Genomic DNA, 11,375 nt, shown 5'->3' with positions numbered 1-11,375 from the left:
TCATCCGTTGCGGTTTATTGAGGTGTTCAAGCAGTGTGGGTGGTTGAGTCCTGCTGAGCTTAGGCAGATGGTTCCGGCACGGGCGTTGCGTGGGGTCGGGGCCGGTATTCCTGCTCAGATCGTATATGAAAGGGTGCTACCTAAAGCTGGCCAACTAGTCCCGACCCACTCAACTGAACTCAACCGCATGCTATGCAAATATGGCATCAACACTTCCGCGCGCTTGGCAGCCTTTTTCGGTAACTCCGTACAGGAAACTGGTTGGCTACGAGTAACTGAGGAGGAAAGAGCCTCTAACAACTGGTATGCACCTTGGGTAGGGCGAGGCTTCCTGCAACTCACCCATCCCAGCAACTACCTCAACTATTGGCACTGGCGTGGCCGCGCAATTGACGCTGATGTGGAACGCAGGTTGAGGCTGGCACAACAGCAGGCTAATGCCCAACGGAGCAATCAGCCATTGCAGGAATTGGAAACGCAACTGCCAAGGCAAATAGTGGTTTGGCGCACTGATATCGCAATTAATAAATACGACTCTGCCGACAGTGCCGGATACTACTGGTCCATGAACAAAGCTAACCGGGAAGCGGATGTGGCGTCGTCTAATATCCGTCACTCCTTCACCCTGTATACCAGTAGCGAACAATGGCCGGGTCAACGCTTTACCTTTTACGAGAATGTGTCCTTCCGTCGCGTGAGTTGCCTGATCAATCTGCCTGGCCATATCAACCGTACTGACCCGCAACTCAACGGTTTAGTTGACCGTTATCACGCCCATGCCTATGCGCAAATGCTGCTACATGACCAAAGCATCTTCTCTGACGCCAACGGCGTGCTGCAGTTTCTGCCAGAGCATTATCACGTGAAAGATGAGGAGCCGCGATGAAAACAATACGTCTGATCCCTCTGCTTATGGCCGGTTTGCTTGTGGGACTTGCCCCATTTATCGCTGTAGGTGAAACCGTCACCGATGCTGAAAGAGCGTCTGATCCTAGTGATAAGAAACTGCCCAAAGGCATGCAGCGCTATGTTCTTCCGCTACAGGGTTGTGCATTCGAGTTCGTTGCAAAAGAGGGAGGGAGAGCCCAGGCGGACGAGAGTTCATCACCCTATCCGTATGGTTATTTCAGTTACGATCGGTATTTAGGAGGTAGGCAGTCACCATCGATCTCCTTTAGTTGTCGACCTGATACAGCTATCAAAGTATGCCCGGTGGAGTTTAAGGAGTACCGCGAGCTTTCCGCAGAAGATATTCGCGATATCCAGATGCGCAAGTTGGGCTCACTTAATTCGCACTATTACACTGAAGCCTATATTTCAACTTTCACCGGGGTAGCCCCGCCTCGATCACGCATCCTCGACCTATGTATGGGCGATGAAAATCACACGCTGGTCACTGAAAATGGCGGCATCAGGCTTGGCGCCGACCCTCGGGAAATCTGGCAAGCCCGCAACAAACCAGTTCTTCCCACTTCCGAGGAGGCTTTGCTGGAGGTTCTAGACATTATTCGCTCCATCCGCTTTTTACCGGCAGACAGTGAGTGAAAGACGAGGCGGCGGAATGAACACAATACGTCTGATCCCTCTGCTTATGGCCGGTTTGCTTGTGGGGCTTGCCCCAGTTATCGCAGTGGGTGAAACCGCCACCGCTGCTGAAAGAACGTCTGATCTTGGTGATAAGAAACTGCCCAAAGGCATGCAGCGTTATGTTCTTCCGCTACAGGGGTGTGCCTTTGAGTTTGTTGCAAAAGAGGGAGGAAGGGCGGAGGCTGACGAGAGTTCATCACCCTATCCGTATGGCTATTTAAGTTATGACCGATATTTAGGAGGTAGGCAGCCACCATCGATTTACTTCAGTTGTCGGCCAGGCGCGGCTGTCAAAAGATGTCAGATGGAATTTAAGGGGTACTACGAACTTTCCACAGAAGATATTCGCGATATCCAGATGCGGAAGTTGGGCTCACTTAATTCGCACTATTACACCGAAGCCTATATCTCAACCTCCACTGGGGTCGCCCCGCCTCGATCACGCATTCTCAGCCTATGTATCGGAGATGAAAGACACGCGCTACTCACCATAAATGGCAGCATTTTGCTCGGAACCGACCCTCGGGAAATCTGGCAAGCCCGCAACAAACCAGTTCTTCCCACTTCTGAGGAGGCTTTACCGGAGGTTCTCGACATCATTCGCTCTATCCGCTTTTTGCCTACAGACAGCGAGTGAAAACGAGGTGGCGGAATGAACACAATACGTCTGATCTTTCTGTTTATGGTCAGCCTGCTCGTGGGGCTTGCCCCATTTGTCGTCGCGGGTGAAACCACCCTAGATATTAAAAGAGTGTCTGAGTCCGGTGATAAAAAACTGCCCAAAGGCATGCAGCGCTATGTTCTTCCGCTACAGGGCTGTGCTTTCGAGTTCGTTGCAAAAGAAGGAGGAAGAGCCAGGGCAAGCGAGAGTTTATCGCCCTATCCGTATGGGGTTTTCAGTTATAGCCGCTATGTGAATGGCAGGAAGCCGCCATCGCTCTACTTTAGTTGCCGATCAGGCGCGGCCACTAAAGTTTGCCCGATGGAGTTTAAGGAGTACCGCGAACTTTCCGCAGAAGATATTCGCGACATCCAGATGCGCAAGTTGGGCTCGCTCAATTCGCATTACTACACTGAGGCGTATATCTCAACCTCCACTGGAGTCGCCCCGCCTCGATCACGTAGCCTCAGCCTATGTATTGGCGATGAAAAGCATACGCTTGTTACCGAAAACGGCAGTATTTTTCTCGGAACCGACCCTCGGGAAATCTGGCAAGCCCGCAACAAACCGGTTCTTCCCATTTCCGAGGAGGCTTTACCGGAGGTGCTGGAGATTATTCGCTCCATCCGCTTTTTACCGGCAGACAGCGAGTGAAAGTCAAGGCTGCGCAATGAACACATTACGTCTGAGCTATGTTCTCCGGTTATAGCGCTGTGCCGTTAAGTTCGTTAACCAACCCAATATCCAAAATCTGAAAACATTACTTCTGAGGCACCGAGGTCTTCGGCGCCAGGTTCCAGCGCACCGAGCTGATGCCGTGGGGTTCGAGGATGCTTTTGATGATGGCCAGGGAACGCAGCGACGGCAATTCGCGCAAGGGGATGGCGCAGTCGAGGGCGGCGCAGAACCAGGCATCGAACTCGGTCATCTGGGTCGAGGCGTGCAGGGACACTTTTTTGTGTCCCTGCAGCAGGTAGTGGATTTCGTACTCACGAAGCATGGGGTGATTGCTGCATGGCGCGGCGGATGCGCATCCAGTCCTGATAGGCCTCGGTGCGTTTGGCGTCCGCGGCTTTCTTGGCCTGGCGGTAGCGTTCCCACACGGCGTCCGGGCCGTCCTGGCCACCGATGATGGTGTAGGCCAGGTTGTCGAGGCGGTCGGCCTCGAAGAACAGTTGGGTGTTGCGCGCGATTTCCTCGTCCCAGGGGTTGCAGTCGAGGCTGGTCTTCAGGGCGTGGGCGTTCACAGGCTTGATTCTCCGGTCCAGTCGATTTGGGTCGAGGGGCGCCATTGCACATCGGTCAGGCCGTAACGCTCGGCGAGGGGGCGGGTGACGCGCTTGACCTTGTCCCGAGAAGACTTGGGGATGGTGCCGATGCCGGCGTCACAACTGGCCCAATGCCAGGCCTGTGCGTTATCCATGCCGTCGGCGCGGATGACGAAGGTCTTGTGTGCACCCTGTAGGTGGTATTCGATGACGTAAATTGCCGGGTTTCCCATAAGGCCCTCCATTAGCTTGTGAGAAAGAATCGATTTCGTTCAAAAAGGTTCAAAATAATTGTAGGACAATTGCATTTTCGTGACCCACGTCAAGCCCAGGCCATTCGTCAGCTCGAATGCACTGCGCCGCCGCTCCGAACGTCGAACGATCATGGCCCAGGTTGGCTGGACCCACGCCCTGAGGTGTTTATGTCCACTGATTCGAGTTTCGACGATCAAGCGCAAACCCCACGCCCCGACCCGGCCCCGGCCGAGCCCTCTGCCGAGCCGTTCGACCCGTTGCAGAAGGACCCTTTGGCGCGCCCCGAAGTGGTAACCCGCGAGCGCCCCGAAGACTGGAACGAGCCCAGCGCCGGCGATGGCATCCCCAGCGACAAGGACATGCCACTGCCCAATGATTAAGCCCCCATGCAAACCCCGCCTCTCGGGCGGGGTCCGGGTATTGCCAGGGGAGGTCGGGCCAGCGGTTACTTGGCGTGCTGCGCCTGCAGTTTTTTCGCCATGTCCAGGTGGTGCTCCAGCGTCGGCAGGGTCTGCTGGGCAAACGCTTTGAGTTCGGCGTTATCCGAGGAGGCGGCTTCTTTCTTGAACAGGGCGACGGTGTCCTCGTGGGCCTTGACCTGGTTGTTGGCGTAGGCCTTGTCGAAGGACTCATCGCGCATTTCGAGAATCATCTTCTTGGCTTTTTCTGTGAGCGAGGCTTCATCCGGCACTTCGATATCGAGTTTTTTCGCCAGGGCGGTCAGTTCCTGATTGGCCTTGGTGTGGTCGGTGACCATCTGCTGGGCAAATGCCTTGACGTCGGCTGCGCTGCTTTTTTCCAGGGCCAGCTTGGCGCTTTCGACTTCGTTGATCCCGCCTTGCGCCGCGTCATTGACGAAGCTGTTGGAGGTGGCGGCAACGGCGCTGCCCACGGTGCCGGCCAGCAGCAGGAAGGACAGGCCCATCTGTTTCATCAGCAGTGTGTTCATGGTGATCTCCATTTCATTGTCGGGGGACGAGGATGTCGTCTTACTGTTGAGCCGGCGGCCGGGCAAAAGGTTTAGTTTTTTTGCTGGGTGCGGTCTTGAGATCAATCAGTATTGATTCGCGTTTACATCTCGACTGGGAGTTTCTATTCTTGCGCCTGCGCATTTTCAGCTCAGGAGAGCCCATGCAATCTTCCAACCCCGGATCGGAACGCGCATCACCGATGGCCACCCTGATCGGCTTGCTGGCGGGGCAGCGCGCTCGGCTGGGCTTGGCCGCGAGCCTGGCCGCGGGCTCGGCGCTGCTGGAGCTGTTGCTGTATTACCTGTTGTACCGCGCCGCGGAGCTGGCCTTGCTCAATGTGCCGCCAGGCCGGGACCTGCTGCACCTGGCCGGTTTGCTGCTGCTGACCCTGCTGGGCAAATACGGGCTGCTGACCCTCGGCGCCTACTTCAGCCATGTGGCGGCGTTCCAGATCCTCTACGAGGTCCGCTTGCGCCTGGCCCAGTCCTTGACCCGCTTGCCGTTGCAGATGCTCGGCCGCTACAGCTCCGGCGGCTTGCGCAAGATCATCCTGAATGACGTCGAGCGCCTGGAAACCTTTATCGCCCACCACAGCATCGAACTGATCGCCGCCGTGGTCACGCCCCTGGCTGCGGGCGGCTTTCTGTTCTGGCTGGACTGGCGCATGGCCCTGGCGGCGCTCAGCACCATTATTCCCGCATGGCTGGCCCAGGCCTGCATGTCGCGGGGCATGGACGAACGGGTGCGCAGCTATAACATCGCCACCGAACAGCTCAACGGCGCCACTGTGGAATACCTGCGCGGGATTCCGGTGATGAAGGCGTTCCGCCAGAGCGCCAGTTCCTTCAAGTTGCTGCGCGAGCGGCTGGAGGCCTACCACCGCCTGGTCGAGGGTTTCAGCCGCAAGGCGGTGCCCGGCTGGTCGGCCTTTGTCGTGCTGCTGACGGCCAATATTTTCGTGTTGCTGCCCCTGGGGCTATGGCTCAACGCCCAGGGGCAGTTACCGCTGCCCAACCTGATTTTGGCCCTGGTGCTGGGCAGCGGTTTGCTCAAGCCGTTGCTGCGCCTGATGTTCTTTTCTTCGGCGATCCGCGAGATCTGCGGCGGGGTGGAGCGGATCCAGCCACTGCTGGCACCGGTGGCCGTACAGGTCAGCGGCCGCTTGCCGGCCCATGCCGGGGTGCGCTTGCAGAATCTGTCGTTCAGTTATCAGGCGCGGCCGATTCTGCAGGAGCTGAACCTAGAGTTGCGCCCTGGCAGCTTCAACGCCCTGGTGGGCCCCTCCGGCGCCGGCAAGTCGACGCTGGCCTATCTGCTGTCCGGGCTGTTGCCGCCCGACAGTGGCGAGGTGCTGCTCGGTGAGGTATCGCTGGCCAGCCTTGGCGATCGAGACCGGGCCCAGGCCATTGCCGTGGTCAGCCAGGACGCGTTTCTGTTCCAGGGCAGCCTGGCGCAGAACCTGCGGCTGGCCAAGCCCCTGGCCAGTGATCGGCAGTTGCACGACGTACTGGCCATTGTCCAGGCCCGGGACTTGGTGCGCAGCTTGCCCCAAGGCCTGGACACCCAGGTCGGCGAGCGTGGGACGCGTTTGTCCGGAGGCGAGCGGCAGCGGATCGCCATCGCCCGGGCGCTGCTGGCGGGAGCCCCGGTCTTGGTGCTGGACGAGGCCACGGCTTTTGCCGACAGCCTGACCGAGGCCGCGTTTTATACCGCGTTGCGCAAGCGTTACCCGCAGACCACGGTGCTGGTGATTGCCCATCGCTTATACGCGGTGCGCCATGCCGAGCAGATTCTGCTGCTGGAGGAGGGGCGCCTTGTGGCGTCCGGCTCCCATGCCCAATTGCTTCACGGCAACGGCACTTACCAGCGCTTGTGGCACAGCCAGTTCCAGGCCCATGCCTGGCATATTCGCCAACAGGAGGTCAGGGATGTCGATGCTTGAGGATGTGGTGCGCATTGCCGGTCGCCAGCCGTACCGGGTGTACCGCGGCATCGGCCTGCGGGTGCTGGCCCAGGCCTGTTCCATCGCGCCGTTCTTCCTGGCCTGGCTGGGGCTGCAATGGGTGCTCGCCGGCGGCGCCGCAAGCACTGAATGGTGGGGGCTGGGCCTGGCGCTGGGGGCTTGTCTGATCGGCCAGTTGCTGTTTTCCCACTTCGGCCAGATGGACTGCTTTATCGGGGCCTATGACCTGATGATGGATTACCGCGCGGCGTTGACCGATCACTTGCGCCTGGTGCCCCTGGGGTTCTTCCATCAGCGGCAGATCGGCGAGTTGGCGGCAACCCTGACCGATGATGTGAAGCGGGTCGAGGACGTCTTCACCCACTTGATCGCCGAAGTCATTGCCGGGATCAGCGTGCCGCTGATTTTTTGCCTGCTGCTGGTCTGGGTTGACTGGCGCCTGACCCTGAGCCTGCTGGTCACCTTGCCCCTGGGCTGGGCGCTGTACCAGGGGTGCATGGGTTACCTGCTGCGCGAAGGCGCGCGACAATCCGGGCGCCTGCAGATGGCTTCGGGGCTGCTGGTGGAGTTTGTCAGCGGTATTCGCACCTTGCGCCTGTTCCATCGCTGTGACGGCATGCTCGCGCGCCTTGAAGAAACCTTCGCCAGCATCCGCCGTGGCAGCCTGGGCATCGAAGCCTGGGGCGGCGGCGGGGTGCAGCTGTTGCGCCTGATGATCGAGATGGGCCTGGTCAGCCTGCTGCTGATGGCGGCCTGGCTGTTTGTCGAGCAGTCGCTGGACGTGGCGACCTGGCTGCTGTTTGTGCTGGTGTCGTACAAGATCATCGATGCATTGCTGGAGGTCGCGGCCTACCTCACGCAACTGCGCATGATGGGCCAGTCTTCGGCGCGCCTGAGTGCCCTGATGGCGGAGCCGATCCTGGCTGAAACCACCGCCGTCACGGTGCCCGAGGATTCGACGCTGCGCTTTGAACAGGTGAGTTTCGGCTATGGCCAAGAGCCGGTGGTGCAGGGCATCGACTTCACGGTGCCGGCCGGTTCAGTGACGGCGATTGTCGGGCCGTCCGGCAGTGGCAAGTCGACCTTGCTGCATTTGCTCGGGCGCTTCTACGACCCGCAGCAGGGGCAGATCACCCTGGGCGGTGTCGACCTCAAGGCCCTGGGCACCGACGCCTTGTACCAGCAGGTCGGCTTCGTGTTCCAGGATGTGCAGCTGTTCGACGGCTCGGTGCTGGATAACGTGCGCATCGGTCGTCCCGAGGCCAGTGTGGAGGCGGTGCGCGCCGCCTGTCGCGAGGCCCGCTGCGAAGCCTTTATCGAACAGCTGGAGCAGGGCTATGACACGCAGCTGGGCGAGGGCGGTCTGCGCTTGTCCGGCGGCGAACGCCAGCGGCTGTCGATTGCCCGGATGCTGCTCAAGGCACCGCGCATCGTGCTGCTGGACGAAGCCACGGCCTCGGTCGACCCCTGCGCCCAGGCTGATATCCAGCAAGCCTTGTCGCGCCTGGCCGAGGGCCGCACGGTGGTGATGATTGCCCATCGGCTGCGCACGGTGGAGTACGCCGATCAGATTCTGGTGCTGGATCAGGGGCGTATCGTCGAGCGCGGCCACCACCGCCAGTTACTGGAGCAGGGCGGCCTGTACCAGCGCCTGTGGGACGAGCAGGATGCCGAGGCCGTGCCGCTGGCGCCCCTGATTCCGGGGCTGCCTGGCGGGCAGCCATGAGTGAGGGTTACGCGCGTTGCCGATGGCGCGCGCTTCAGCCCTGCAAGTCGGCCGAAGAAAACCCGTTGCGCCGATAAAAGCGCTCCAGCTCCCGGGGTTCGGGCTCGACCCCGGTGAAGATCTTCAAGTACTCGGGGATGTAGCGCATGCGCTGCGCCAGCGGCTCCTGGGTGTTCATGCTGATGTAGCCGATCTGGGTCAGGTAGATCGAGCGCGCCCGGGTCACGGCGGCGTCATGGGCGAAGCCGAAACGGTCGAACATGGTTGCCAGGGCCTGCACCCGCTGGGCATCGGCCTGGCGGATCTCTTCTGCCACCTCGGGCGATTGCAGGGCCCAGCTGCGCATGGCGAATTCGAATTGCGAGTCGAATAGCTCGCTGTTCAGCCAGCAGTCGAAGACGTTGAGAATCGCCTCGGTGATGGATTCGGCATAGGCCTCGGACTGTGCCACCAGGTTGAAGGTGTTCTTGTTCTTCCACAGGCTCACCAGGGCTTCGAGCAGCGCTTCGCGGTCCTGGAAATACCAGTAGAAACTGGTTCGCGACAGGTTGAGTTTCTTCGCCAGCGGCATCACCCGCACTGCATCCACCCCCGATTCCTTGAGGCTCTCATAGGCCGCGTTGAGCCAGCTCTCCAGAGAGCCACGGCCGGCCGCTTCCGCACTGTTGGTGGTTGCTTTCATGGGGCGTTTTTTCCTTGTCCACTTGACCTTGATGGGGGTGAATATACACCACCGTCGACGTTATTGACACTGGTGTACATTGGGGTCTATCGTCTGCCTTGCCTGATGACCTGTATGCGAGACCGATATGAATAACGATCCGCTTCTTCAGCCTTATCGCCTCAAGCACCTGACACTTCGCAACCGCATTATCACCACCTCCCACGAGCCGGCGTACCCCGAAGAGGGCATGCCGAAGAAATTGTACCGGGCTTATCACGTCGAACGCGCCAAGGCCGGCGTGGCCATGACCATGACCGCAGGCTCGGCGGCGATCTCCCGCGACAGCCCCCCGGTGTTCAACAATATCCTGGCGTACAAGGACGAAGTGGTCGGCTGGATGAAAGACCTCACCGACGAATGCCACGAGCATGGCGCGGCGGTGATGATCCAGCTCACCCACCTGGGGCGGCGCACCCGTTGGGACAAGGGCGACTGGCTGCCGGTGGTGTCGTCTTCGCACAATCAGGAGCCGGCGCACCGGGCCTTTCCCAAGAAGCTGGAAATCTGGGACATCGAACGCATCGTCCGCGACTACGCCGACGCCGCCGAACGCATGCAGGCCGCCGGCCTGGATGGCATCGAGCTGCAAGCCTACGGCCACTTGATGGACCAGTTCTGGTCGCCGCTGACCAACGAGCTGGAGGGCGCCTACGGCGGTTCGCTGCACAACCGCCTGCGGTTCACCTTTGAGGTGCTGAGGGCGATCCGGCAGCGGGTCGGTTCGGAGTTTATCGTTGGCATTCGCTACACCGGTGACGAGGTGCTGGCCGGCGGGCTCGAGAAAGAGGAGGGGCTGCACATCTCGCAACTGTTGAAAGACAGCGGCATGGTCGACTTTCTCAACGTGATTCGCGGCAATATCGCCACCGATGCCGGGCTGACCGACATCATCCCGATCCAGGGCATGCGCAATGCACCGCACCTGGATTTTGCCGGGGAGATTCGCGCCCTGACCGGCTTCCCGACCTTCCATGCGGCGAAGATTCCCGATGTCGCCACCGCCCGCCATGCAATTGCCGCCGGCCTGGTGGACATGGTGGGCATGACCCGCGCGCACATGACCGACCCGCACATCGTGCGCAAGATCATCGAGGGCCGGGAAGATGAAATCCGCCCCTGCGTGGGCGCCAACTATTGCCTGGACCGGATCTACAACGCCGGTGCCGCCTACTGCATCCACAACGCCGCCACCGGCCGCGAAACCACCATGCCCCACGAGGTGCCCAAGGCTGCGCGCAAGCGCAAGATCCTGATCATCGGCGCCGGCCCCGGCGGGCTGGAGGCCGCACGGGTCGCCGGCGAGCGCGGGCATGAGGTGCTGGTGCTGGAAGTGGCCGACCAGCCCGGCGGGCAGATTCGCCTGACCGCGCAGTCCGAGCGGCGCAAGGAAATGATCAGCATCATCGACTGGCGCATGGCGCAGTGCGAGCGCCTGGGGGTCAAGTTCCGCTTCAACACCTGGGCCGATGCGGCGATGGTCCTCGATGAAAACGCCGACGTGGTGATCGTCGCCACCGGCGGGCTGCCCCACACCGAAGTCTTGCAACGGGGCAACCAGTGGCTGGTGTCGAGCTGGGACATTATTTCCGGCGACGTGAAGCCCGGACGCAATGTGCTGGTGTACGACGATGCCGGCGATCACGCGGGCTTGCAGGCCGCCGAGTTCATCGCCCGCAGCGGCGCCAGGACCGAGATCATGACCCCCGACCGTTCGTTCGCGCCGGAGGTGATGGGCATGAACCTGGTGCCCTACATGCGCTCCCTGCAACAGCTGGACACCACCTTTACCGTCACTTACCGGCTCAAGGCCGTGGACCGCGAGGGCGACCAGTTGCTGGCGACCATCGGCACCGATTACAGCGACCTGGAGAAAACCCGGCGGGTGGACCAGATCGTGGTCAACCATGGCACCCGGCCTCTGGACGAGCTGTATTTCGAGCTGCAACCCCTGGCCACCAATGAAGGCGCCGTGGAGTACAGGGACCTGATTGCCGGCACCGCGCAAAACGTGGTGACCAACCCCCAGGGGCGTTTCCAATTGTTCCGAATCGGCGATGCGGTGTCATCGCGTAACACCCATGCGGCGATCTACGACGCCCTGCGCCTGGTCAAGGACCTCTAGCGAGCGCTGATTAGCGTGCCCTGAACATAAGAAAGACAGCCGTCATCCGTTTCCCAAGTCTTTAAGTCACTGCCCCGAAAGTGAGTCCGATTGGTTTT

Annotated in this window: 13 protein-coding genes; 8 read left to right on the top strand and 5 right to left on the bottom strand. The window is 60.3% G+C overall.

The window, feature by feature from the left end; all coding sequences use genetic code 11:
• From CF161_RS32720 to CF161_RS33320, 4 genes are all read left to right on the top strand, one after another.
• Positions 1-886, top strand: an 886-nt coding sequence (locus CF161_RS32720) for a peptidase M23 (RefSeq protein WP_020294836.1), incomplete at its 5' end; no start/stop codon positions are given.
• On the top strand, positions 883-1,545 hold the full coding sequence (locus tag CF161_RS33330; RefSeq protein ID WP_256206299.1) for a hypothetical protein: 663 nt from the start codon (positions 883-885) through the stop codon (positions 1,543-1,545). The genes CF161_RS32720 and CF161_RS33330, both read left to right, overlap by 4 nt.
• Positions 1,546-1,561: 16 nt before the next feature.
• Positions 1,562-2,224, top strand: a complete 663-nt coding sequence (locus tag CF161_RS33325; RefSeq protein WP_256206298.1) for a hypothetical protein — start codon at positions 1,562-1,564, stop codon at positions 2,222-2,224.
• A gap of 15 nt (positions 2,225-2,239) precedes the next feature.
• Positions 2,240-2,902 (top strand): hypothetical protein, encoded by a 663-nt coding sequence (locus tag CF161_RS33320; protein ID WP_020294833.1) that lies wholly within the window; start codon positions 2,240-2,242, stop codon positions 2,900-2,902.
• Between the two features lie 106 nt (positions 2,903-3,008).
• Here CF161_RS33320 and CF161_RS01790 read toward each other — a convergent pair whose 3' ends face one another.
• The 3 genes from CF161_RS01790 to CF161_RS01780 are packed head-to-tail and all read right to left on the bottom strand — an operon-like array spanning position 3,009 to position 3,749.
• Positions 3,009-3,248, bottom strand: coding sequence for a DUF6555 family protein (locus CF161_RS01790; protein WP_020294832.1), 240 nt, complete (start codon positions 3,246-3,248; stop codon positions 3,009-3,011).
• Positions 3,238-3,495, bottom strand: a complete 258-nt coding sequence (locus tag CF161_RS01785; protein WP_020294831.1) for a hypothetical protein — start codon at positions 3,493-3,495, stop codon at positions 3,238-3,240. Before CF161_RS01785 ends, CF161_RS01790 begins: the two co-directional genes overlap by 11 nt.
• Positions 3,492-3,749, bottom strand: coding sequence for a DUF6555 family protein (locus CF161_RS01780; RefSeq protein WP_020294830.1), 258 nt, complete (start codon positions 3,747-3,749; stop codon positions 3,492-3,494). The genes CF161_RS01785 and CF161_RS01780 overlap by 4 nt, the downstream gene beginning before the upstream one ends.
• A gap of 189 nt (positions 3,750-3,938) precedes the next feature.
• Between CF161_RS01780 and CF161_RS01775 the strand changes: the two genes are divergently transcribed.
• On the top strand, positions 3,939-4,151 hold the full coding sequence (locus CF161_RS01775) for a hypothetical protein (RefSeq protein ID WP_020294829.1): 213 nt from the start codon (positions 3,939-3,941) through the stop codon (positions 4,149-4,151).
• A 65-nt stretch (positions 4,152-4,216) separates the two neighbouring features.
• Here the strand turns inward: CF161_RS01775 and CF161_RS01770 are convergent, their stop codons facing one another.
• Positions 4,217-4,720: a DUF4142 domain-containing protein gene (locus CF161_RS01770; RefSeq protein ID WP_020294828.1), complete on the bottom strand. Its 504-nt coding sequence runs from the start codon at positions 4,718-4,720 to the stop codon at positions 4,217-4,219.
• 182 nt (positions 4,721-4,902) lie between these two features.
• On the opposite strand from CF161_RS01770, the gene CF161_RS01765 reads away from it, so the two are divergent.
• Both CF161_RS01765 and CF161_RS01760 read left to right on the top strand, forming a co-directional pair.
• Entirely contained in the window at positions 4,903-6,684 is a 1,782-nt protein-coding gene (locus CF161_RS01765) for an ABC transporter ATP-binding protein (RefSeq protein ID WP_156882631.1), read from the top strand.
• Positions 6,671-8,431 (top strand): ABC transporter ATP-binding protein, encoded by a 1,761-nt coding sequence (locus CF161_RS01760; RefSeq protein ID WP_020294825.1) that lies wholly within the window; start codon positions 6,671-6,673, stop codon positions 8,429-8,431. Before CF161_RS01765 ends, CF161_RS01760 begins: the two co-directional genes overlap by 14 nt.
• A gap of 34 nt (positions 8,432-8,465) precedes the next feature.
• Here the strand turns inward: CF161_RS01760 and CF161_RS01755 are convergent, their stop codons facing one another.
• Positions 8,466-9,113, bottom strand: coding sequence for a TetR/AcrR family transcriptional regulator (locus tag CF161_RS01755; protein ID WP_020294824.1), 648 nt, complete (start codon positions 9,111-9,113; stop codon positions 8,466-8,468).
• Positions 9,114-9,240: 127 nt separating this feature from the next.
• On the opposite strand from CF161_RS01755, the gene CF161_RS01750 reads away from it, so the two are divergent.
• Positions 9,241-11,277, top strand: a complete 2,037-nt coding sequence (locus tag CF161_RS01750) for an NADH:flavin oxidoreductase (RefSeq protein ID WP_020294823.1) — start codon at positions 9,241-9,243, stop codon at positions 11,275-11,277.
• The last annotated feature ends 98 nt before the right edge of the window (positions 11,278-11,375 follow it).

It is taken from the genome of Pseudomonas sp. CF161 (assembly GCF_000416215.1).
Lineage (GTDB): Bacteria > Pseudomonadota > Gammaproteobacteria > Pseudomonadales > Pseudomonadaceae > Aquipseudomonas.
The sequence above is the reverse complement of the archived record's forward strand: the minus strand, read 5'-3'. Positions and strand labels throughout refer to the sequence as shown.

Excerpts from the sequence above, each read along its gene's own strand:
- CF161_RS33330 (WP_256206299.1), top strand. The coding sequence starts at position 883 with ATGAAAACAATACGTCTGATCCCTCTGCTTATGGCCGGTTTGCTTGTG.
- CF161_RS33325 (WP_256206298.1), top strand. The coding sequence starts at position 1,562 with ATGAACACAATACGTCTGATCCCTCTGCTTATGGCCGGTTTGCTTGTG.
- CF161_RS33320 (WP_020294833.1), top strand. The coding sequence starts at position 2,240 with ATGAACACAATACGTCTGATCTTTCTGTTTATGGTCAGCCTGCTCGTG.
- CF161_RS01790 (WP_020294832.1), bottom strand. The coding sequence starts at position 3,248 with ATGCTTCGTGAGTACGAAATCCACTACCTGCTGCAGGGACACAAAAAA.
- CF161_RS01780 (WP_020294830.1), bottom strand. The coding sequence starts at position 3,749 with ATGGGAAACCCGGCAATTTACGTCATCGAATACCACCTACAGGGTGCA.
- CF161_RS01775 (WP_020294829.1), top strand. The coding sequence starts at position 3,939 with ATGTCCACTGATTCGAGTTTCGACGATCAAGCGCAAACCCCACGCCCC.
- CF161_RS01770 (WP_020294828.1), bottom strand. The coding sequence starts at position 4,720 with ATGAACACACTGCTGATGAAACAGATGGGCCTGTCCTTCCTGCTGCTG.
- CF161_RS01765 (WP_156882631.1), top strand. The coding sequence starts at position 4,903 with ATGCAATCTTCCAACCCCGGATCGGAACGCGCATCACCGATGGCCACC.
- CF161_RS01760 (WP_020294825.1), top strand. The coding sequence starts at position 6,671 with ATGTCGATGCTTGAGGATGTGGTGCGCATTGCCGGTCGCCAGCCGTAC.
- CF161_RS01755 (WP_020294824.1), bottom strand. The coding sequence starts at position 9,113 with ATGAAAGCAACCACCAACAGTGCGGAAGCGGCCGGCCGTGGCTCTCTG.
- CF161_RS01750 (WP_020294823.1), top strand. The coding sequence starts at position 9,241 with ATGAATAACGATCCGCTTCTTCAGCCTTATCGCCTCAAGCACCTGACA.